This window comes from Paenibacillus sp. 01T443 (genome assembly GCF_056398325.1).
In genome coordinates, this window is the sequence record NZ_JBFTPE010000011.1 from 92,418 (window position 1) to 113,335 (window position 20,918).

Consider the following 20,918-nt stretch of genomic DNA (forward strand, 5'->3'; position numbering starts at 1 on the left):
CCTTATCTGCCGGCGACATATACAGGCCGTCCGGTCAGTTCTTGTATTTCTCGCTTGAATAACGCTTCATCGCTGTTTGTGTCGCTTAAATGGATAAGACATATTTCCTGAACAGAGTTCATATCGTTGGAACGAATGAATTCCTTCATGTTCTCCAGGCTAAAATGTGAACGGATAAGGCGAGACTTCATCGCCGTCGGCACGCGCCCGGCAATGATGTTCTCGTCCAGAATGTCCAAGCTATAATTGCATTCGATGAGTAGATGAGTGAGGCCGCTGAATTTGTACTTTATATAGAAGGTATCTGTGGCGAATAGTAGCTTGTCTCCATTCCGATTAGCAAGCAGGAAGCCTAGCGGCTCGGCTACGTCATGCTGAACATCGAAAGGTAAAATGGTCCATGATCCGATATTGAATTGCATATGTGCCTCAACGATATTAATGCGGTGCCCGATCAGTCCGGCGGCGCCCGCCGTCCCAGCAGAACAATATATTTCGATCCCGGCTTTCATTACATCCTTTGCACCTTTAACGTGGTCACCATGTTCATGCGTGATAAGACAGCCGGCTAGCTCGCTTGTTCGGTAATTCATAGCGCGCTGTATGTTCTTGAATTGAAGCCCCGCCTCCAGCAGCAAGGCGGTTTCTCCATCCGTAATGTGATAAGCGTTCCCGGCGCTGCTGGAGCCGAGTGGGGTTATATTAATCATTAGAAGTTAGGTCCGCCACTGGTTGCGGGAGTTGTACTGTTAGTATTTGGTGATTCGGATTCAGCATTTGATGAGGGTTCCTCTGAAATGATCTCGGTACCTGCAACAGGATTACCGACCATCTCGTCATCATCATCAATAGGCACGGTTCTAGCTACGAATTCTACGTCGATTGGCTGGCTATTAGCCTGTTCAGAGATTTCATGTCGCGCGGCGGAGTAACCTTCATCAGTAGCTTCACTGTGGACCATTTCCACAAATGCATTTCCGAAGTCTTTAGGGATTTTTTTCACCACGTTGTTTCTCATTTTTCGAATAAGCATCGATTCACGGCTGTGAAACTCTGACCATGCCGGACTAATCCATTGTTGAAGCTCGTTATCGTCCAGGGCTTCCAATCCGAGTTCTGCTGCCTTCTTAAGCACTTCCGTTTTCTTAGCAGCAATTTTTTTCTTCTGATCGGCTGAAGCATCGTATCGACTCGCACAAATCCCGAAAGTTTCGTTCATTAAGCCATTGTTGATGTGAGCGAATAAGTTTTTCGCAACATCTTCACGTTCAGAAATGTAGTATTCAATAATGTCGTTATCTCGAATGATCGGGTAGACTACGCGGATAACATCACCTTTACCTTTGGGCGTCCATTTCGGTGGAGTCATTTCAAGCCCATTGAAAGACGGATATTCGAAATCATCACAGGATCGGACCAACCAGTATTGTCGAACCTCTTTCACGTTCCGACCGAAGCGAGAAAGGATAGCATCGTTTCCATCCCCCTCGACCCCCATTTCGATTACCTTTTTATAAACATCACGGCTGCCTTCTTTCTTTCCAGTCTTCACGTTCCGGACAGTAAAGTACACTTCACGCGGGCTGGCAGCCGCATTGAGCTTTAATGAGGCAATCTGCAGCAAAATGGTCGTTACGTTGCTTTTGTCTAACTGATCGTCCGCGAATGTAAGCTGCTTCGCATCTAGTGCGGAATTAATGGCCGAGAGAGCATTCATAACGCATTGCTTAGCATACTGGTCCATGTTAAGGCCATTGCCCACCAGTTGGCTTTCAATCATCGGGAGAAAAGTGTCATTCACTTTGGTTAATGCTGTGGAATATACCTGTTTGTTCATAATTCTAAATCCTCCATATTTTCATATTCGAATTTGACTTTCTTACCCTTGTGCTCGATCAGGAAACTTTTCAACAAGTAAGCAAAATCTGAGGGCCCGAGCAGATCACGCTCAAGTATTGCGTCCTCCGGGCATTCACTCAGGGGAGCTGCACTCATTGCATGCTGACCATCTATTACAAGGACTTCCTTCCGGAAGCCCTCCCAGCCGGTGCCAGTCAAGACTTTTACAATAACGGTATCACTCATGCGAGAACCTCATTGTCCACGATAATCGGGTTATCCGCTCCGTTAACCGCTGGTTGCGCTACGGTTGGCGTCTCCACTCGCAATTGTGCATTTTTTTTCTTCCATGCCTCTTTGGCTTCAAAATAAGCTGAGTCCCCATCGTATTGAGATATGAGATGTTTCTGCACTTCCAACGGTAAGTTGTCAAAAGCAGGTGGAACGATCAGTCGGATCTGCTGACCTGTCGTTTTCACTGGCTCAGTGACTGCTTCCGCGTTATCGATAAAAATCGGTGCCGAAATTTTGTAGTGCTGGGAAAGCGTCTCTATAATTTCAAGCCCTGAATTAAACTGGGCTGCGCGGTTAAGGCCGCCATTATAAGGAACCAAGTTAGGACCGTAAAGCGTTTCGCATGTATCAGTGACCGCTCCGTTGACCTGAGTTTCAAACAGCTTAAAGCGGACATTACGAAACATCGCATTAATCTTAGACTCGAGGAGATTGGCCTTTGTACGGGTAAACTCTTCGGTTAGGAACAGCTGCCGCTCGAGCTCCTCATACTGCTTTGCAAGAAGCTTCTCTTCTTCCTTAAGTGTTGCAATTCGATTACGCCCGTTCTCGGTAGCAGCGAAAGCGCCGCGCTCACGCTCAAGCTTCTCCGCTTCGTTACGTATGTTTGAGAGCTCAAGGCGAGCAGTTTCAAGAGCCCCGATGCTGGCCGAACGAAGGCTGACAATTTCACGATCGATAGAAGCGATCTCTTGCATCTTGGTAATGTAAGTCGGATCCGCATCTACGTCCTGAATGCCTGCTTCCAGAGTCTCGAGAGCGTTCTTTGCCGCAGCGAGCTCATTTGTAGCAGTCGTCATTTCGTTATTCAGCTGGCTAATCCTGACGTTAAACTTCTCGTTTTCTGCAGCCAGGCGCTCCATTTCTTCTCTTGCCGATACACCTGATTTACCGATAGATTCCAGCTGCTCAGATTTTGATTTATTGAATGACTCCAATGCTTTTAGGTGCGCTGCATCAACTTTCTCGGATGGTAGTGCCTGTCCGCATGATGGGCAATCATCGCTGCCAGTATGTTCAAATTGCTTCCCATTCACATCGTTCCAACGTGCCCGCAGTCGGTCCCGCTCGGCGTTCTTTTCAGAGATGATCTGTGAATTCGTGGATACTTGACGGGTTAACTTATTGAGTTCTGATTCAATATCAGCCTGACGGCTTTGGACCTTGGATACCGCCTGCCGCTGTACGTTCACTTTATCAAGCGAGCCGGATTGGATGCTGTTCTTTAATAGAAGCAACTCACCCGCAACCTCGCGTTTACGATTTTCTTTGACTTCGATCTCTCCGCCTGACTGAATGCGACTGAGCTCTTCTTCCTTGCTTGCGATGCGGCCGCGAATAGCCTCAAGCTGAGCGACTACCGTTTTCTCATCCGCTCCGTTGATTGCTGGCATAGTCTGCTGTATCTCTGAAATGCGTACCGGAATCTCTTTAATTCGATCGTTGATACGCTTCTGATCGCCTTTGATCTTATCGCGGTGCCGGTCAAGCGATCGTCCCTCCATAACCTCCAGCAGCGCCGATAGATCAGGATTGCTGGCAATAACGTCCGCGTCAGAGAGATCACCACAAACGTCCAGCAACAGCTTCCGCCGTTCGTTCTTGTCATACTGCTCATTAAAGTAGGTAGGATTGGTCAGAAGCTTGAAGGTCTTTTCATCAATGAAGGAAGCAATCTCCGCCTCGTATTCATTTTTCTTGAGCGGAGCTCCATCTATAAAATACTCCGTAGAATGTCCGGTAAACTCCGATGTTGTTGTTCCGCGTTTCTTAGTCCACTTCTCCGAAAAGACCTTCCGTAGCGTCCGGCGCTGGCCGTTAACGATTAAAACACCTTCGACTTCATGCTCGAGTTGATGAATGACCTGACCGCTTGCATCGAGCGTCTTGATCCACTTCTCCGGCTGTGCTTTGTCGCGGCTGTCCTTGTCGAACAAGAGATATGAGAAACCATCGAACAAAGTGGTTTTTCCTGCAGCGTTGTCGCCGTACACGTCAAGGTCCTTGCCGTCAGCCTCAAGCTTGTAGTTGACCAGCCCTTTGAAATAACTGAATGCTAATGAAATAAGTACGATTAGATCCAACTTGTCCTACCCCCTCGCTCCGGAATATTTCGAAGGCTTGACGATATGCTCAACACGTATCGGGCTCTCACCGTTAAAAAATCTTTTGAGCTTGGTGATTGGGGAAACAGCCTTCGCGATCATCTTGCGATACCTGCGGTTACACAGAACGCCATAATCCTTGATAATGGCTTCCGATACCGCCGACACGCCAAGTACCGACTTACCTGGAATGTATGGCTGCTTGTCCGATTTCTCCGGTTTAAAACGACGGTTGGCTTTCATTTGAGCCCATTGCTTGGCTGCGCCGGCTTGCTTTGCTGCATTGAAGAAAGATTGCTTAGTATTATGATTCATGAATGATTCCTCCGATAAATGTTTTTTTATTAAGCCGTAACGTCTTCCAGTAAATCAGCTTTGTATTCAAGCTCTTCGCCGCATACACAAGCTTTGAATCGGTTGTAATCTTCTTCTGAGGCGATCTTATTGATCTTCATTGCGGATCCGCATTTGCATTCCCATAAGAACCATTTATCTTTACCGCTCACGATTCCACCCCTTATAATTCTGCTAGTTCTTGCTCCAGCAAAGATATTTCTTCAACGATAAGTTGTTGAAGAGAAGCAGCGATTTTATCAATTAGACGGGGATGATTGTACTGGCCTCGGTTAGCCGATAGTAAGAATAGATTTGAATTGTTTCGATCAACAATTTGCATCGAACAAGTCGCTCCAACTTTCTCAGATTGCTTGAGCAGTGATTCAATCTTGTCAACGATCAGACGAGCTTTGTTTGCTCGTTCCTCCATGTATTCCAAAGTCTTGCGATCCATTTAAGGTCCTCCTTATTTGGCGACTGCAGTTGCACATGCGCCGCAGATTAACTTGCCTTGATGAGTTTTCAAAGCGTCCAAATCTCCGCAAAAGATGCAGCCCGGTTCATATTTCTTGAGCAAGATGTGCTCGCCATCAACAAAGATTTCAAGAGGATCTTTTTCACCAATTCCCAAGCCGCGACGCAATTCCATTGGAATGACGATCCTTCCCAGCTCGTCCACTTTCCTAACAACACCTGTTGCCTTCCTCATTTTCGATGACCTCCTAATAGAATTTGTGTTACACTATCAGTGAATTGTTACGAACGGACCTGACGCGGCTCCTACCCCGCTGTTAGGTCTCTTTCATTAAAATGGCAAGTCGTCGGGCACTTCGCAATTGAATGATTCATCTTCATCGACTACGATCGTTTTCCAACCCACTACGACGGGCATGTACTCAACATGAACAATTGCTTCCCCATCTTCACCCAAGATGTGATATTCACTACCGTGACGACTAACATATTTCTCGATGCGATTTACGACTTGGCTGTTTATTTCCTCACCTACCGTGAAGGTATGCTGCAGGTTTTGGCCCACTGTGATCGATTGGATAATCGTTTCTTTTGGCATTGATTTCACCCCCTCTCAGGCTTCAAAGTCGCTCAAAATCCCGTTTTTGGCAAAAAAATAATAGGGTTAGCTGATATTAGCTATTCACCCGGCCATGGTCTATGCTGCCATCCAACATCAGCGACCGTCACCATTTTCCTTTTCGCCAACTCACGTTTTAACCACTCATCAAACGGAGTTTGAAGAATATGAGGTTGGTTGTGTTTGACATAATCTGAATGATAGAAGAATGAAAGGCGTTCTATAAGTTCACTATCTCCGCCTGCCTCAGCTTCATTGATGATCCGATCGTTCATAGCATGAATCGTTTCTTGCGCCTTGCAATCAGCTACCATGCGAGCTGCTTCATGCCCCTTCATTAGGCTGGTTACAAATACAGGTCCAGCGGTCAGTCCCCGATTTTTAAGCATTTGAGCAAATTGCATATTGTATATCTCCTTCCTTTGACTAATCATTGTATTAACTAAGTGACCTGCAACAATAAGAAAACAATCAAGATATTTTAAGGTGTTTCTAATTAATGTATAAAAGAACATATGTTCCGTTGCGTTAATAATATGGACGCACTATAATGATGCTAATGTGCATTATATGCACACTATAGACACAGTTAATTAGCCCGCAAGGTCGTTGAATAAATCATCAACTGTTGTTCCGAGATAAGAAGCAATTTTGAATGCAAAATGCAATTCTGGATTGGAACGCCCATTCTCAATACTACGAATAAAACTTTCACTAACATGAAGTTCAAGCGATAAACCGCGCTGAGATTTGCCCATCGCTTCGCGGAGTTCTTTAAAGCGTAGCCGCTTTTGAATGATGCGGGGGTCAGACTTACGTTTTCCCATTTGTTCACCCCTTTCGCATAAAAGTGATAACTATTGACTATAATTACAGTGGCGTGCATTTACTGCACATGCAAATAATAGCATGTGCAAATTATGCACGTCAACATATATTTTCCGAGGTGACGATATGAACGAAAAAAGGAATAATGTTGTCGGTGAACGTATCAGAGAAATGCGTAATGGACTAGGATATACACAAGTACAATTAGGCGAAAAAATCGGAGTAGACAGATCAAGTATTGCAAACTACGAAACAGGTAAAGCATCCCCCCCCATGGATATTGCGCTTAAAATGGCTGATGTGTTTAACTGCACAACAGATTATTTAATTGGCAGGATAGAATATAATAATTTTATTGATGATAAAGCTCATACAGATTATAACGTTACCAAAAACTCACTAGTTCCTAAGTCAGCTCCAACTATTGAGATGGTACAAATCCCTATTTACGGTGATATACGTGCCGGATACGATTCATTAGCTGAGCAGCGTATTATCGGCTATGAAGTAGTATCAAAAGACACTGTTAAAGACGGGGAATACTTTTACTTAATTGTAAAAGGAGATTCCATGATTGAAGAGGGCATTCATGAAGGTATGCGTGTGCTTGTTAAAAGCCAAAGTCATTGCGAACATGGAAAGATTGGTGTAGTAATAGTCAATGGTGATGAGGGGACTTTGAAAAGAGTTTATTACGAAGGTGATACAGTCGTTTTACAGGCAGCTAACAGGGACATCCCTCCTCGCATCCTTCCGATCTATGATGTCCGAATTCAAGGACAAGTGAAGAAAGTGGAGTTTGACGTGTGAAAGCGAAATTATCCGTTTACTTTGATTACTTAGAAGCTGAACTAGTTCCTATTTGGATGATTATTAAATTCAAGCTCGGCGGTATAGATTGGAACCAGGAGTGTTTATATATACCTGTTCATTTGCCTTTTCATCGTTATTTGGCAGAAGACTTTGATGATCAAATCATAAGCTTATCTATTGCTCAAACTGAACTTGTCGTAAGTGCGGAACGGACACAACATTTTGGTATCCACTTACCGACAGTAAAGAAGAAAACAAATAAACTGAGAGGCGAAAAGTATGCCCCTCAGTTCCTTTTGTCTGATATTCAACAGTTTGTAATTCAGATCTGTGATATTGAAGAAGTATTACAAATGAACATCAATGATATAATTAATTGGAGATAGAAATGTAGAATTTAATATCATTAATTAAATTGTTAAATATTATAATCGGAGATGTCTTCTGGATTTTCTCCTTTTTTATTTTTTGAATCATTAAGCTCTCTACGTATGAATAATGCTTCTTTACTTACATTCTTCGGAAGTTTACTTCTTCCAAGTTTTATAACAATTACATTTAAAATCACTACTGACAATAACTCTATAACTATAATTTCAATAGCGTGGCCTTCAAATATTCTAAATAAAACATCGAATATAATGTATAACCAAACAAAACTTACTACCATACTTAACAATTGATTTATTTTTGATACTGAAAATGGATATTCTTCTAACAGATTCAAAAACTTTTTGGTAGAAGGATTCAATACTGTCTTATATAAAGGGCCCATTATATCATCTTCTAGATGATCAACATGACTTTCCCAGTTTTTCTGCCAAAACTTACTTCCTCGATTAACTAAATACCAAAAATAAGAAAATATAAAACCTAATATGCTAACTAAAAGAATATCTTTATCCTTAGCCGTCACCCTAGATATGAGCAAAAAATATCCAGCAAAAATTGCAGCGATAAATGCAAAAAAATACGTTGCTCTTTTCCAATATAAATCAATTTCAAATTTTCTTATGTCTAGTGCATTTTTAAGTGCTTCTGACTGTTTAGCAAAAGTTTCTCCAGATTGACCATCATTAGGTACATCTTGAAAACCGCTTAAATACTGATCGTGATTCATAATAGTTGTTGTGCTATTTTTTTTCTCTTCAGTTGACTTATCATTTGAGTACAAAATAAATTTTTTGAATAATCTTGTTAGTAAGAATTTTTCATTACTATTTAGTAATTTGTAAATCAAGGATCTAGTGATCTTATGATCCTTGTTTTCATTAGTTACACTAACATAATTCTTATCAATATTATCAAAACCTCTTACCATTATATAAATAGCTGCTAAAACTGAAAAAACTATAAAGCTTTTATCCTGAACAAAGAAAATACTAAGTAAAGTATATAATCCAACATTAACTTCTAAAGCCCCATATATCCCTACTGTTACATTTGTTTTTCTAAGAGAGAAGAACTCTAGACTTACATAGAAAACTAATAATATGCCAATAAAAAGTAAGCTCACCCTCAAATAAAACGGTTCTACTAATTCCAAGTTATTAAAAAGGAAAATAGGCAGTACAACAGAACCAAAGAAAACAATAAGTATAAAAATTGCAAGTATAATTTGTATCAGTTTATTTTTCAATATTGTTCCACCTTCTTTATTATTGTCCTTACTGCTTTCATTATCCTAAAAATCTAAATTAGGAATAATTGCCCATATGAAGTATAATTCATAATTTTCTAAATTAATAGATCTAAAAAGCAGCAATCATTTCAAACTAGTGCCTCACTCGAGATATATACGATTTAATAAAGTAACGAATGACTTTTAGCGTGGATCAATCACTTTTGGACGAATCGATTGATTTTTTTTACCATCTCTCCTACACTCCCTTGAAACATTCTAAAAGACCTGTTCCCGATATTGTACTTTCCTGCTCCAACAATCCAAACATTAGGAAACATTTTCTTAGCTAAGATCTGCCAGTTCGCATTCTCCCACTCCCCACCCTCATACCTATTCAACTTTTCATTCATCTGTTTCTCCGTATAAACACTCCGTTGAATCTCTATATACCATGGCGCACCCTTCCATATCACAAAGGCGTCCGGCTCCGGCAGCCCTTTTCCGCCGAGCTTTGGATCCACTTCAAACGTTCGTGGATGCTCGATCCTTCTCAGTTGTTTATAGAAATCCATTAGCTAAGAAATGTTTTTTTAAGTATTAAAAATTAAAAGAGGGTACCCTTAAAGCCCATGGCTTTTGGGACACCCCTTGAAGAAAGTTAATTAATTGAGCTTAAATTAGATTTGTGCAATAAATTTTCGCTGTTTAACTTACTATAATATTCGTCCGTATATATTTTCAATTGGTCTTCGAGCGCCCTTATTTGTATCTGAGCACTTCTAGCTGTTTGGAGATCAGTGATTTCCTTTTCTTTTGCATTAAGTTTTCCTTGCAGTTCTTTTCTTTGGCTTTCAGCTTCACGAGAATTATCCATCGAAAGAACTGCTATTTTGTTATTCAATGTCTGTGCCTCATTTTGTAATGAAGTTAATTTATTTGTATATTCATAATCACTCAAATATCCCACAGGACTCTCTCTTCTAATCTGAGTAATTTTTTCATTAATAATGTCTTTTACTTTTTTGTAGTCCGCTTCTATTTTTTGGACAGCTAAGTTGTGCCTTTCTGATTCCGCTTTAATTTTCACGTATGTGTCATTAGTATTGCTGGTTGATGTAGGTTTTACGGTTGCAATTGGCGTTGGTGTTGGAGTTAAAGTCGGCTGCGGAGTTGGTGTAGCTTCAATTATATTAGTTGCCGCAATTGTCACCGTTCCATTATTAAATCCTACATTAAGACCTAAAGATTCTGCTATTGAACGCAAAGGAAGGTACGTTGAGCCATTTACAATAATAGGGCTATTGCTAAATTTCTGAACTTCGCCATTAACGACTATCTTATAGTCTACCACCCTTACATTTAACTCACTTGCAGCATAACCTACGGAACTAAAAAATATTGCACCACACAAAAAAGCTGTTACTAATTTAAATTTCTGCTTCATTTTCCACAATCCCCCAAAATATAATTTCATTCATTTTATCATTATTAAAAATATAGTTCTATAGTATCAGAAAAAATATTTCATCAATAAAAGAGAAACAAAATAAAGCTGATCTTTTTTATCTGGGTCCCGGCAACTTCGTTATAAAACGACTATAACCATCCTTATTCTTAATCAGGTTCAGCGAATGATATCTAGGTAGCTTTAATAAATCTTCCTCTGTATACGGGTACAGTTCACTTTTTAACTCTTCGTAGTTCTTTTTATCGCAGCCGGATATGAGCATGTAGGATGCATTCGCTGAGCGCAGCTCATCTCGAATATGTTTGATTTGATTTAGATAATGCGCCGAGATGATCGGTTTAAGACCAAACTTAGCGTATTGGCTCAGTTTATCCCTCATAAACTGCTCTGTATGTTTGACCTGATAAAGCTCATCAACAACGAGATTAACCTTGACGAATTTACTCCGATCTCCTGCCAAACGTTTAGATCGCATCTGCAAGGTGAGCCATATCTTTGTGCTCCAATAAGTGGTGTATACGTCACGCTCTGAATCAGTCGAGAACATATCGGACGGCATCCGGATGCAAATCAATTGATTTTTTTGCATTTCCTTTACGAGATCAACATTCCCCGAGATTCCCTTATCAAGCATCTTCTCCATATATGCGTTCTGCTCTAGCTGATTCAGACGGTCAATGATACCGACGACATATGTTTCTTTCGTCCCGATCACATTGCCTACCTTATCGCAATCATCGAGCTCCCCCAACCATCGGATATATTTTTTCAGGTTCTCTTTCTGTGCCGTCGGTACTGTTTGTATCAGACGCGCGCGTGTCTCATGGTCCTGCAAGCAGTAAAACATATCCCGAATGCTGCCGCCGCTGATAAACGTCACCAAGGCGGCACTGACTAGATAACGTTGCATTTTAGCTGACAACTTCGTTTCCTCCGCATTAATGGAGTTTACCAGCGTCAGCAGCTGCGTCGTCTGCTTTTTCGCATTATCATAGGCTTCGAACGGATCTGGACTTTTACCAACTTCGTTGTACCCCAAACCCTGTAGCCTGCGAAAGTCGTTGCACTCAATAACAAGAGTCTTATCTGGAGGGATTGCCGCTGCCACTTCTCTGCTCAACTCACACTGTCCGACAAAATCAAAAATAATTGCACATTCTCCAGCCGAAATCGCATCCCGGCACATATTTCCGATYAGCGTTGATTTACCCGCCCGCGTCGGTCCAATTAAGACGTAGGTAAGATTTTGATATTCTCGATCGGTTGACGCATATGCTCGCTGCGCGTTTCCTCGGTACACATTTTCACCAATGCACATGACTCCAGTTTTCAAATCATCAGGAACCTCCGTCTCCTGTGTCTCGACTCGATCAATAAAGTTGTAACGCTCCAATACATCGCGGCCGGCCAGAGCAATGAAATTCTGAGCTTCCAGCTCCCCGATCATATTGCGGTCCGCCCGAATATCCCGATCTGTAAAGTGGAGTTGGCTGCGGTATGGCTTATAAATTAAGCGGTTATCTTCCGTGATCGTATCGAAAGATTGAGCCAATCCGCGGGCAGCGTTTCGTTGCCTTAGTGCATCCGGACTTTCGGCTATGACAACGATTTGTGTATCAATAATTGTGCTGGCCGATTTTTTCGATGTGCTTTCACTAATTTTTCGAGAACCATTCAAACGTTCAATTATGCTCTCAATGACATTGCTATCGCTCATACCTTTCTTCTCTCCGCCAAGGACTTCAGCTACTTCACGGAAAACAAGATCGAGAAATGACAGAGCATATTTAAAAGCGTAGCTGGCGCCGAACTTATTGCGCTCAACAGGAAGCCGGCGGTTCACCTTTGTGATTGTGGCTTTATATATATGCCGCCAGCTGATTTGGCTAACTGGAATAAAGTTGTAAAAGATCCCGAGCCGATCTCCCTCTTCCAGCAGCTCGACAGTGTTCAAGTTACTATTCAGCAATTCATTACTCCTGCGGTCCGTAGCGACGCTCAGCGCATCTTCCTTTTCATAGGTAAGTTGATACTTTGCCGCATGCGCTCCGAACTGCGGCAGCTCCACAACTTCCTCGATCGTTACCGCTCCCCAAACATCCGACATCTTTTCACGCATATAGCTAAGGTGCTGCCTGGGTACGATGAAATAGAATTCTACTTTCTTCTGCTCCATATAAACGAAATAGGCAATCTTGCCAGGCAGTGTATAACGGTACTTTGTGCCGAGAACGAAATCCCGGCCAAATGCCTTAATTAATCGGTGCTCTTCTATTTTCATATTTGTAATCGCCGCTTTGTAAAGCGCGGCAATTGCCCGGGCGATCTTATATGATCCTTGATTGCGGACTGAGTTGTTTGGCTTGATCCGCAAATAAACATATTCAGGACGAACGACTTGAAGGAATTTGCCAAACAACATGGTTTTCATGATGATCCTCCCAACAATAACCTAATGAGTGCGCATGCCCCGAATGTCAGCCCCGACCAGCGGTATCCATCTTTCAAACCCATCGCACCAAGGATGATTAATGTTGCGCAGCCTATCAGCCCTATGGCATAGCTCAGTTCAAACAAAACTTCTCCGGCATCCACTAAGAAGGCTTGGATGTGCTCCTGAATATTTGATTTAACATGTTCTTTCAATGATCCGTCGATTGCTTTCTCAGCTATCCATGTAGCCGGCCCTTTGACTTTGAAAATTCCAGGTCCTGCAATTTCCCCTGAATAGTGTTGTACTGCATCAACCAGTGAAGAAGGATCGGTAAAATGTCCGTCTTTGATTAACCCAAAATGGAGGTGCGGACCTGAGCTGTGGCCGGTGCTTCCGCTTAGACCCAACAGTTCGCCAGCATCAACATGATCCCCGCGATGAACAATTACTTGATCTAAATGACCATATACATGAATGCCCCCGTCCTCACTCAGTATGAAAACCCCATTACCAAGATTCTCCGATCCGTAATTAACCACGCGCTCAACAGTGCCTTCCGCTATGCTGTGCAATTCTGTACCACGCGGCATCGCCAAGTCTATGCCATGATGTACGCGGCCGTTACGGATTTCTTCCAAAACTCCGTACTCTGATGTGACGCGGAATTTCATTGGCACTGAAATCACGTCCCTTCCATTCCATCAAAGAGTATTTCTACCTGACCAAATGCCCAAGGTAATCCAAGAAGGATAATGTACACAAGGAGATATGATAAAAATGATTTTCGAGCCTGAATAAAATCACCTTGAACTGTTGAATTGATTGTGTCGAAGCCGCCTTTAATAATGATCACCCATTTACCGACGCTGATCAGCTTTTTATAAATCTTGCGCGCTCCTTCATCGATGCCGGCTGTTGACGGATCGACGGCATCCGCAGCATGCGCAATCATATCGAATCCCCCTGCGAACAAAACGACTAATGTAGCGGCTCCTATCTGATATGCAATCTTATTCCGCTCTATGTGTTCGACAATAACCTTAGCTCCGGATTTAAGACGGTCAATTAACGAGAGCCGAATCGTCTCAATACATACGGATGGAGCCACTACCTCAAGCATGCCTATCGGCGTTAATCGAAATGTCATCGTGCTCACCGTGAAAAACCTCCTGTGTACTAGCATTTTTTTCGCTCGCCCTGCATATGCTGAGGGTAAACCGCCCGCAGCGCCTTAGTCTATCTGCACCCTAGGCGGTTTTCGTTTTTTTAACGCAATATCTCAAAAGCATTGATGACGTCACCCGCCCCGAAATCAATAGGTAAGCCGGCAATGAAGTAAAGTACACCAGGTAAGCAAACGATAACGAGAGCCCCAACGATAAAATAAACCGCTTGTTTAATAACCTCGAAATATTACTTCTCTCTTTCTCAAAGATTTTCAGTCCTTTCAGCTAAATTTCGACCGTTAATTATTACTTTCATTGTAATCCTCCATTTCTGAAATTAAATAAACCCATCTATGTTAAAATCATCTATAATAGGCACGGATGCCATGGTAGGCATTTGAACAGCTCCAGCCATTCCATGCTCAACATCCCGCTGTACAAGCCGCTTAATATAACCTGACCGGTTTGGGTGGCTTTTCACACGTTCGAATAGTTGCTTCTGGAAAGGATCGAGTACATTAAAACAAACCTGTATAATTGCAATATCCTTAGCCATATAACTTCCTCGCAATCATATAAAATGCACGGACGTTCGCAGTTACCGGCTCAGCACTGATTAACTGAGCTGTACTGAAATACTCCCGAACCGATTCGATTACTGCGCCCGCACCACCACCGCAAAGATAAACCGCATCCTCCTTCTTCCATCCACCAGCAAACGCCTTGAGTGAAATTTGACGAGCAAAAGCATCTGGATCCTTTGAACGAATCGTTTCCATTCCATTACTTAGTGTAAAGCTGCCTTTATCATTAAATCTCCGATCGATCAGCGTACCGAAGTTCACCGTTCCGCTTCCTATATCGATAACGCGTACCATCCCAGCTCCGGGAGCCAGTATGCCCGCTGTGACTCCTTCTGCAGCCACTTCGCAGCGAGTAATTAACAAATTCTTAGTTCGGCCATTCACTGTAACCTCATGCCTGCCAATTACCATTTCTTTGATGAGTTCTTTTTCCTCCTTGGTATGCGTCTTGATCGGCTGACCAACCACGATTTTATGCTCGATACCATCAGTGAATTGGTGCAATGCAATTAAGATCCGGAGAAGTGCATCAGGATGCGCCTTGCTATCCCCCTTACGGCTTTCTGCGCACTCACTCTCATAAATAGCTAGTGTTCCAGCAAAACCGCGCTGCCCTCTATACTCCCATTCAAAATCGTGTTCACCTTGCTGTTCATTTAGATTCCGATCCCGCCAGTCATAACCGATAACCGAAGGGAAACGGTGAAGCTTTTGCCCATCGTAAATCTTCGTTGTGTCTCCACCCGCATCAATTGCCACTATAGTCATGTTGTCGAATCACCCCTTCTATAACCGGTTATGGAAGTAGACTGGCGCCGAAGTCTGTCGTTCTGTATCTGGTTATGGAAGTATTCTATGGGCGCAGCTCGGTCATGTTTCCTAACTCTTTTATATGGGCTTGTATCATTTTTAATAGATTTGTCCAAACTTAAGAGAGCTAGGAATAACGGACGAGGTGATTAGATATGTTTGGATTAGGTAAGGAAAGAAGTAAATTCGGGAGATTTGTTGATAAGCATGGAATATCACATGGAGAATTGGTGAAGAAAAGTGGTGTAAGCAAAGACACAGTCACTAAAGCATGCAATGACGATGAGTGTGCATTAAGGGAAATAAGTAAGAAGGCGTTGGTTGCAGCAGTGAATAATCAGACCGGACAGACGAAAAGCATTAAGGATTTTTGGGGGTGATTGATGAAACAAATAGGCAACGGAGGAAGTATATAGTAAGATGATAGGAAAATCGTGGAAAAGGGGAATTACCTTGGAAGCCAATAAAAAGAAGCCGTTATATAGGAAATGGTGGTTTATATCCATTTCAGCAATCTTCGTTCTATGCGTCTATTCATATCTTGCGATGAGCCCGGAAGAGCGAGCAACATTAGGTACGGAAGATGAAGCAAAGGTTGCTCAAAAAGAAGCCGATATACAAGCTGAACAGGATAAGGTGCAAGCTGCTGAAGCAGAAGCCGCGAAACCCGAGAACGTAGCTCGAGTTGCTCTCCATAAACATTTTGGTAAAACAAACGACTTTGACGAAACCAAGGATAGTATCGCTAAGCTTCAAGACGATGGAACAGGCTCTTTATATATTGAGGTATTCGCGAATGACGCTGTGTTTTCTGAGAAATCAGCAAAAAGGTTGATATGGAAAGATGTCACAGGAGTATTAGAGGATATGAAAGACAATGCAAATATTAAAACCATCAAGTTCGGGATCGTGACACCATTAAGCGATGATCTTGGTAACTCGAAAGTTTACGTTGTTATGAAATTGACATTCAGTCCAGAATTGCGGAGTAAAATTAATTGGGACGGTTTCGATTACTTGAAGATCCCTGACATAGCAGAAGATTATTGGGAACATCCAACTTTCAAAAATTAAAAACTAAAAAGAAGCCCTCGACCAAAAGGTCAAGGGCTTTTTTTCGGTATATATTCCCGTCGATTGCGAAATCCTACAATAAATGAGGTGGGAAAAATGACCATTATGACACTGCCGGCAATCCCTATGGCCCCGGTCACTTCGCCGGATATCCCAACTGGACCTGATTGGGGATACCAAATAAAATGGGACGGCGTACGCACGCTGGTTAGGCTTGACGGTAAAGGTGGCGTGGAGATATTTTCGAAGCGTGTTGAGCCTCGGAACGATAGGTTTCCCGAAATAGTCGAGTTGCTAAGCCCTCTTCGGATAGGAGCTTGTGTACTGGATGGCGAGATCGCATACTTTGACGGCAGCCGGCCAAACTTTCAACGAGTCCTTGTTGGTGTGAACCGCAAGAAGTATGATGACAATCTTATATTTGTCGCATTCGATATGCTATACGATAATGGTCAGGATATCCGTCCTCTCCCTTTCAAAGAGCGATACGGACGGCTTGCTGCAAAGTTTCCAGAAAAGCTGCCACGCGTATTTGTTACTGACTTGGTATTCGATGGCCCTGCGCTTTGGGATTGGGTAAACACTCGGGAGTGGGAAGGAGTTATTTCGAAGAAGCTGGATAGCCCCTACGTGGAAGCTAAAAAGCATAGGTATTGGTTCAAGAAGCGTAAAGAGGTTCGGATCGTTGCGGAAGTGGTCGGAATTAAGCTTAAGGCCGGATATGTTTCAAGCCTTGTTCTAAGATACGAAGATCGCTATATCGGCCATGTGTCGGGTATTGATGCAGAATCTAAGAAGGTGCTACAGCAATTCATGAAGCAGCATCCAGGCGAATGTCCATTTACCAGCAAAAAAAAATGGATTGATGTCGTTTGGCTTGCCGTACCTTTTCCGTGCCGGGTGACGGCTCTGGAGTTTTCAGATGGCGGCATACTGCGGCAGCCTAAACTGATTGGTTTTGGAGAAAAATAATGTTGGAGGTATGATTCATGTGCGGCCGATATACCATTACATCTGAGCTAGATGAGATAATTAACACTTTCTCCGTTGAGGAAACGAACTACGATTACTCCAAACGTTATAATGTAGCCCCAGCACAATTAGTGCCAGGAATAATCAACCGCGACGGTAAACGTGTGTTAGAAGGATTTAAATGGGGGCTTATTCCTTTTTGGAGTAAAGATCCGAAGATTGCCTACAAAATGATAAATGCGCGTGCTGAAGGTATAGAAAAGAAGCCAGCATTCCGTAGTTTAATAAAACGAAATAGAATTCTGATCCCCAGCAATGGATTTTACGAATGGCGTCAGCAAGATGACGGAAAGCAGCCTTATCGGTTCCAATTGAAATCAAAAGGTGTATTTGCTTTCGCTGGCCTTTATGATACTTGGGAGGATCCGAACGGTGAAATCATTCAAAGCTGTACAATAATAACAACAACCCCTAATGAGCTGGTCTCGGATGTTCATAATCGAATGCCTGTAATATTAACCGCGACGGATGCTTGGATGAATCCGGATACCGAAGATGTCTTGAGTTTACTTACAACCTACTCTGCAGATCAAATGATTAAATATCCCGTCTCTAAGGATGTAGGCAACGTAAAAAATTCTAAAGCTTCATTGATTGAGGAAGTCACTTTGAACTCCAAATAAAACTTCTAATGGATTAAAATCATCCCATCGACCGAACATGCCAGTGGTCTTTTATTAAAAAATACCGACCGCACATAGTTAAGTCCTTCCTTACAGTAATCCAAGTTAATTTAATCTGAGACGACCTGAGACACACTTCCGTATAATGGATGATATATAAGAAGGTTCATTCTGCGGCAATTGCCAAACGCGTGGGTCATTCCAACATAAAGATGCTCGAGATTTATATATTTGCATCAGTGGATCATGCTACCGCTGCCGCTTTTGATGATATTAAAAACTGAATATAACCGTTCCTAAAAAATATAGTATTAGACATATTAGAAAAAGCAAGAACCAGTCAGAACACTCAAATAGTGTTAAACTGGTTCTCTTTTTTTCACTACTACATATTAACTCGTGAAAACTGTGGATAATGTCGGTAGAATCTTATGTAACTATCAATTTGCTTTTTAGATTTATTTTCATTTTTATCATAAAAAAATACGAGTTCGTTTTGAATTCTTCTAGAATCAGAGTTAGGTAGAAGTGAATCTATGAATACTCTTTCTTTATGAGTTAGCGTAGGCATTGCTATTTCGATAGGCTCTATTTTATCGCCAATGTAATATTCCCACTGACTTAGACCGCTATCTGCTAAGAAGCCTTCTAAGTTTGCTTTGTTTATTACAATACCAGTAAATGTAATCATTTGATGAATCGTGTCTGTATAGTAAAATGAAGTAATAGGATGGAAGTGCTTATCTATTACAGGAGCTAATGCGGATCCATAGGCAAGTTTTATCGCTTCAAATATAATTCTGCTTAGTGGTTTGTTTGTCATCATATCGGCAGTTATATCCATCTCTTCATCAGGAAAGTTTTCATTGAGACGATCACTTAAAACTTCCAGTCGTGTTTCATACAGTTCTTTTTTGTTATTAGTCATATTTTCATGAAATAAACTATTTGCGTTTGCATTCAAGGTAATCTTTATTACATCATATTCGGTAGATTTTAGAAGTAATTGTTGAAATTCTCTTAATTGTTGTCCTATTTGACTCGGTTCTGTATAATCCAACCAAAAAATCGAGTTTTCCCCTTGTTCARAATCTGTAATGAACTGTCCACTTGTAGTTTTAATTAAATCAATACAACCTACAGGTCTGTTAAACTCCTGTCTTAAGTGGACATCATTGTCGTATTCGATACATGTTAAATTATTCATAGAAAATAATGAATGCATAATCTTGAAATCTTCCATATGAGGAGCTCCAAAACCTATATAGCGGTAATCATTTAATTTTTTTGTCACATTAAATTTCATTAAGAATTCCATGAAAATTGATCTATCTATAAATTTATTTGCCCTAAGATGATAGGGTACAGATCCTCCACTCATTCCTCAATACCCCTTAACATTTGTTCAAAACATTCATTACCAACTTGAGAGGCCGATTTATCTGGACGTTTAAAGAGAAAATTAGAAAGAGTATGGACCTCTGAAATATCCCGACTGAAGTTAATTTGAACTTTAGTACTAGTTACTATTGGTTTTGGCAAAATAGGTTTAAATATTTTTTCTGTTTGCTCTGGTTTATTTACTACTACATTCCATTTGTTTTCAGGAATCGCAGCTTTTACATGATCGATACTAAGGGAGACTACATTCTGCCTTTTTTCTTTCTCCTCATTTCTGAATTTTTTCCAAGTATTAGTATAATCAGTAAATATTTTTATTCCAATCCTCATTTGATTTTTTACATTTAAGTATAATGGGGATGAATGTTCAATACCTCTTTTAGTAGTAGTAAGGGGGAGTTTCTCTGGCGAATTTGATCTAAAGATAACTATTCCATTAATTCCATTGAACTGACCATGAAAATTAGGAACACCGGCTTCTCCCCAACCAGTTAGCATTGTCTTATCTCTGTATAGTACAACTCTATCGTTGCAAACAATTGTGATTCCAGATTCATCTTTAGATTGTTTTGATATTAGATCCTGTTCAATTTCTTCCTCCGATGGCAATTCTCTACTGAAACCAATTTCCAGTAAAACATGTACATCACTAAAAGTTGCTTCGTAAATATAGGGAGCAATGCCCGATTTCTCGTCTATTAACAATGTAAGTGGTACTGGTTCAATAATTTTACCATTTACTTTAATTTGGAATCCTTTAGAAATAATATAGCTGAAATTTTGAGCTACAGATTTTCTGAAATTACTAATAAATGATTTATCTGAAAACCAATCTCGAATCGAATCATAAAGCTCTGTAACCTCGATAGTAGTACCGACCTTATGCTCTGTATTCGAAATTAAAGTAATGGGTATTTTCCACAGTTTATCATTTGATATCCACTCACTATCAATATGTACTTCAAATGCTTCTCTATCCGTATGTGATGTAACTATTGAATTTCTACCCATTTTAAAAAGTGCTCTCTTCATTCCAATTCCGTACATGCCTACAGTAGGTAAATTCTTGTCATCTGTGGCATCCTCACTTCTACCCATCATAAAAGCATATGTTTGTGCTACTTGTAAGGGGATACCACCACAGTTATCCTTTATAGAAAAGCCATCACTGTTCATTTCTATGTCGGCATAAAAACCTTGATATGGTTTCTTTTCTGATATCGGAACACCACCACGCCATTTGGTACGGATAATTCCGTCTACGCAGTTGTCGAGTAGATCAAGGATAGCATCCGGTAGTTCAATGTCTCTAGTAAGCATCTTTACAAAAAAGGTCTTCGCAGGAAACGCATCCGCGAAAAACTCTGATTGATTAAAACCCTCCATATTTGCAC

26 protein-coding genes are annotated in these 20,918 nt (G+C 41.4%); 6 read left to right on the forward strand and 20 right to left on the reverse strand.

Features of this window, described 5'->3' with window-relative positions:
* Positions 1-2 precede the first annotated feature (2 nt).
* The 11 genes from AC1DLI_RS21585 to AC1DLI_RS21635 all read right to left on the reverse strand — a co-directional run bounded on the left by AC1DLI_RS21585 (position 3) and on the right by AC1DLI_RS21635 (position 6,494).
* Positions 3-710, reverse strand: coding sequence for an MBL fold metallo-hydrolase (locus tag AC1DLI_RS21585; protein WP_477606281.1), 708 nt, complete (start codon positions 708-710; stop codon positions 3-5).
* A complete protein-coding gene (locus AC1DLI_RS21590; protein WP_477606283.1) occupies positions 710-1,837 on the reverse strand; it encodes a hypothetical protein in 1,128 nt (375 codons plus the stop codon). The genes AC1DLI_RS21585 and AC1DLI_RS21590 overlap by 1 nt, the downstream gene beginning before the upstream one ends.
* Positions 1,834-2,085, reverse strand: coding sequence for a hypothetical protein (locus AC1DLI_RS21595; RefSeq protein WP_477606285.1), 252 nt, complete (start codon positions 2,083-2,085; stop codon positions 1,834-1,836). The genes AC1DLI_RS21590 and AC1DLI_RS21595 overlap by 4 nt, the downstream gene beginning before the upstream one ends.
* On the reverse strand, positions 2,082-4,217 hold the full coding sequence (locus AC1DLI_RS21600; RefSeq protein ID WP_477606287.1) for an ATP-binding protein: 2,136 nt from the start codon (positions 4,215-4,217) through the stop codon (positions 2,082-2,084). The genes AC1DLI_RS21595 and AC1DLI_RS21600 overlap by 4 nt, the downstream gene beginning before the upstream one ends.
* A 6-nt stretch (positions 4,218-4,223) precedes the next feature.
* Complete coding sequence (locus AC1DLI_RS21605) at positions 4,224-4,553, reverse strand: hypothetical protein (RefSeq protein ID WP_477606289.1); 330 nt, start codon at positions 4,551-4,553, stop codon at positions 4,224-4,226.
* Between the two features lie 29 nt (positions 4,554-4,582).
* Positions 4,583-4,744 (reverse strand): hypothetical protein, encoded by a 162-nt coding sequence (locus AC1DLI_RS21610; protein ID WP_477606291.1) that lies wholly within the window; start codon positions 4,742-4,744, stop codon positions 4,583-4,585.
* 11 nt (positions 4,745-4,755) lie between these two features.
* A complete protein-coding gene (locus AC1DLI_RS21615) occupies positions 4,756-5,028 on the reverse strand; it encodes a hypothetical protein (RefSeq protein ID WP_477606293.1) in 273 nt (90 codons plus the stop codon).
* A 12-nt stretch (positions 5,029-5,040) separates the two neighbouring features.
* Complete coding sequence (locus AC1DLI_RS21620; RefSeq protein WP_477606295.1) at positions 5,041-5,283, reverse strand: AbrB/MazE/SpoVT family DNA-binding domain-containing protein; 243 nt, start codon at positions 5,281-5,283, stop codon at positions 5,041-5,043.
* 96 nt (positions 5,284-5,379) lie between these two features.
* The gene (locus AC1DLI_RS21625) at positions 5,380-5,655 is read right to left on the reverse strand and encodes a hypothetical protein (RefSeq protein ID WP_477606297.1); all 276 of its coding nucleotides are present in this window, start codon (positions 5,653-5,655) and stop codon (positions 5,380-5,382) included.
* Between the two features lie 71 nt (positions 5,656-5,726).
* On the reverse strand, positions 5,727-6,071 hold the full coding sequence (locus AC1DLI_RS21630; protein ID WP_477606299.1) for a hypothetical protein: 345 nt from the start codon (positions 6,069-6,071) through the stop codon (positions 5,727-5,729).
* Between the two features lie 189 nt (positions 6,072-6,260).
* Positions 6,261-6,494: a helix-turn-helix transcriptional regulator gene (locus AC1DLI_RS21635; protein ID WP_430061379.1), complete on the reverse strand. Its 234-nt coding sequence runs from the start codon at positions 6,492-6,494 to the stop codon at positions 6,261-6,263.
* Positions 6,495-6,621: 127 nt separating this feature from the next.
* On the opposite strand from AC1DLI_RS21635, the gene AC1DLI_RS21640 reads away from it, so the two are divergent.
* Both AC1DLI_RS21640 and AC1DLI_RS21645 read left to right on the forward strand, forming a co-directional pair.
* Positions 6,622-7,305, forward strand: a complete 684-nt coding sequence (locus AC1DLI_RS21640) for a LexA family protein (RefSeq protein WP_477606301.1) — start codon at positions 6,622-6,624, stop codon at positions 7,303-7,305.
* Entirely contained in the window at positions 7,302-7,694 is a 393-nt protein-coding gene (locus tag AC1DLI_RS21645; RefSeq protein ID WP_477606303.1) for a hypothetical protein, read from the forward strand. The genes AC1DLI_RS21640 and AC1DLI_RS21645 overlap by 4 nt, the downstream gene beginning before the upstream one ends.
* Positions 7,695-7,726: 32 nt before the next feature.
* On the opposite strand, the gene AC1DLI_RS21650 is transcribed toward AC1DLI_RS21645, so the two are convergent.
* The 7 genes from AC1DLI_RS21650 to AC1DLI_RS21680 form a co-directional block, all read right to left on the reverse strand.
* Complete coding sequence (locus AC1DLI_RS21650) at positions 7,727-8,947, reverse strand: RipA family octameric membrane protein (RefSeq protein WP_477606305.1); 1,221 nt, start codon at positions 8,945-8,947, stop codon at positions 7,727-7,729.
* 643 nt (positions 8,948-9,590) lie between these two features.
* On the reverse strand, positions 9,591-10,376 hold the full coding sequence (locus AC1DLI_RS21655) for a stalk domain-containing protein (RefSeq protein ID WP_477606307.1): 786 nt from the start codon (positions 10,374-10,376) through the stop codon (positions 9,591-9,593).
* Positions 10,377-10,494: 118 nt separating this feature from the next.
* Positions 10,495-12,831 carry a hypothetical protein gene (locus AC1DLI_RS21660; RefSeq protein WP_477606309.1) on the reverse strand — a complete coding sequence of 779 codons (2,337 nt, stop codon included), beginning with the start codon at positions 12,829-12,831 and terminating at the stop codon, positions 10,495-10,497.
* A complete protein-coding gene (locus tag AC1DLI_RS21665) occupies positions 12,828-13,505 on the reverse strand; it encodes a M23 family metallopeptidase (RefSeq protein ID WP_477606576.1) in 678 nt (225 codons plus the stop codon). Before AC1DLI_RS21665 ends, AC1DLI_RS21660 begins: the two co-directional genes overlap by 4 nt.
* An 11-nt stretch (positions 13,506-13,516) precedes the next feature.
* Entirely contained in the window at positions 13,517-13,990 is a 474-nt protein-coding gene (locus AC1DLI_RS21670; protein WP_477606311.1) for a hypothetical protein, read from the reverse strand.
* Positions 13,991-14,337: 347 nt separating this feature from the next.
* Entirely contained in the window at positions 14,338-14,556 is a 219-nt protein-coding gene (locus AC1DLI_RS21675; protein ID WP_477606313.1) for a hypothetical protein, read from the reverse strand.
* Complete coding sequence (locus tag AC1DLI_RS21680) at positions 14,549-15,352, reverse strand: ParM/StbA family protein (RefSeq protein WP_477606315.1); 804 nt, start codon at positions 15,350-15,352, stop codon at positions 14,549-14,551. The genes AC1DLI_RS21675 and AC1DLI_RS21680 overlap by 8 nt, the downstream gene beginning before the upstream one ends.
* A 197-nt stretch (positions 15,353-15,549) precedes the next feature.
* Between AC1DLI_RS21680 and AC1DLI_RS21685 the strand changes: the two genes are divergently transcribed.
* From AC1DLI_RS21685 to AC1DLI_RS21700, 4 genes are all read left to right on the forward strand, one after another.
* Positions 15,550-15,774, forward strand: a complete 225-nt coding sequence (locus AC1DLI_RS21685) for a transcriptional regulator (RefSeq protein ID WP_477606317.1) — start codon at positions 15,550-15,552, stop codon at positions 15,772-15,774.
* Positions 15,775-15,847: 73 nt separating this feature from the next.
* On the forward strand, positions 15,848-16,468 hold the full coding sequence (locus tag AC1DLI_RS21690) for a hypothetical protein (RefSeq protein WP_477606319.1): 621 nt from the start codon (positions 15,848-15,850) through the stop codon (positions 16,466-16,468).
* A gap of 96 nt (positions 16,469-16,564) precedes the next feature.
* Positions 16,565-17,440: an ATP-dependent DNA ligase gene (locus AC1DLI_RS21695; RefSeq protein WP_477606321.1), complete on the forward strand. Its 876-nt coding sequence runs from the start codon at positions 16,565-16,567 to the stop codon at positions 17,438-17,440.
* Positions 17,441-17,457: 17 nt separating this feature from the next.
* Entirely contained in the window at positions 17,458-18,123 is a 666-nt protein-coding gene (locus AC1DLI_RS21700) for an SOS response-associated peptidase (protein WP_477606323.1), read from the forward strand.
* Between the two features lie 385 nt (positions 18,124-18,508).
* Here the strand turns inward: AC1DLI_RS21700 and AC1DLI_RS21705 are convergent, their stop codons facing one another.
* On the reverse strand, positions 18,509-19,504 hold the full coding sequence (locus AC1DLI_RS21705; protein WP_477606325.1) for an O-methyltransferase: 996 nt from the start codon (positions 19,502-19,504) through the stop codon (positions 18,509-18,511).
* The gene (locus tag AC1DLI_RS21710) at positions 19,501-20,910 is read right to left on the reverse strand and encodes an ATP-binding protein (protein ID WP_477606327.1); all 1,410 of its coding nucleotides are present in this window, start codon (positions 20,908-20,910) and stop codon (positions 19,501-19,503) included. The genes AC1DLI_RS21705 and AC1DLI_RS21710 overlap by 4 nt, the downstream gene beginning before the upstream one ends.
* Positions 20,911-20,918: the final 8 nt, after the last annotated feature.

What these genes read in the sequence shown, in the direction of transcription:
- AC1DLI_RS21675 (WP_477606313.1), bottom strand. Translation starts at nt 14,556, where the DNA reads ATGGCTAAGGATATTGCAATTATACAGGTTTGTTTTAATGTACTCGAT.
- AC1DLI_RS21700 (WP_477606323.1), top strand. Translation starts at nt 17,458, where the DNA reads ATGTGCGGCCGATATACCATTACATCTGAGCTAGATGAGATAATTAAC.
- AC1DLI_RS21695 (WP_477606321.1), top strand. Translation starts at nt 16,565, where the DNA reads ATGACCATTATGACACTGCCGGCAATCCCTATGGCCCCGGTCACTTCG.
- AC1DLI_RS21630 (WP_477606299.1), bottom strand. Translation starts at nt 6,071, where the DNA reads ATGCAATTTGCTCAAATGCTTAAAAATCGGGGACTGACCGCTGGACCT.
- AC1DLI_RS21605 (WP_477606289.1), bottom strand. Translation starts at nt 4,553, where the DNA reads ATGAATCATAATACTAAGCAATCTTTCTTCAATGCAGCAAAGCAAGCC.
- AC1DLI_RS21680 (WP_477606315.1), bottom strand. Translation starts at nt 15,352, where the DNA reads ATGACTATAGTGGCAATTGATGCGGGTGGAGACACAACGAAGATTTAC.
- AC1DLI_RS21710 (WP_477606327.1), bottom strand. Translation starts at nt 20,910, where the DNA reads ATGGAGGGTTTTAATCAATCAGAGTTTTTCGCGGATGCGTTTCCTGCG.
- AC1DLI_RS21595 (WP_477606285.1), bottom strand. Translation starts at nt 2,085, where the DNA reads ATGAGTGATACCGTTATTGTAAAAGTCTTGACTGGCACCGGCTGGGAG.
- AC1DLI_RS21615 (WP_477606293.1), bottom strand. Translation starts at nt 5,028, where the DNA reads ATGGATCGCAAGACTTTGGAATACATGGAGGAACGAGCAAACAAAGCT.
- AC1DLI_RS21620 (WP_477606295.1), bottom strand. Translation starts at nt 5,283, where the DNA reads ATGAGGAAGGCAACAGGTGTTGTTAGGAAAGTGGACGAGCTGGGAAGG.
- AC1DLI_RS21635 (WP_430061379.1), bottom strand. Translation starts at nt 6,494, where the DNA reads ATGGGAAAACGTAAGTCTGACCCCCGCATCATTCAAAAGCGGCTACGC.
- AC1DLI_RS21655 (WP_477606307.1), bottom strand. Translation starts at nt 10,376, where the DNA reads ATGAAGCAGAAATTTAAATTAGTAACAGCTTTTTTGTGTGGTGCAATA.
- AC1DLI_RS21685 (WP_477606317.1), top strand. Translation starts at nt 15,550, where the DNA reads ATGTTTGGATTAGGTAAGGAAAGAAGTAAATTCGGGAGATTTGTTGAT.
- AC1DLI_RS21640 (WP_477606301.1), top strand. Translation starts at nt 6,622, where the DNA reads ATGAACGAAAAAAGGAATAATGTTGTCGGTGAACGTATCAGAGAAATG.
- AC1DLI_RS21590 (WP_477606283.1), bottom strand. Translation starts at nt 1,837, where the DNA reads ATGAACAAACAGGTATATTCCACAGCATTAACCAAAGTGAATGACACT.
- AC1DLI_RS21665 (WP_477606576.1), bottom strand. Translation starts at nt 13,505, where the DNA reads ATGAAATTCCGCGTCACATCAGAGTACGGAGTTTTGGAAGAAATCCGT.
- AC1DLI_RS21585 (WP_477606281.1), bottom strand. Translation starts at nt 710, where the DNA reads ATGATTAATATAACCCCACTCGGCTCCAGCAGCGCCGGGAACGCTTAT.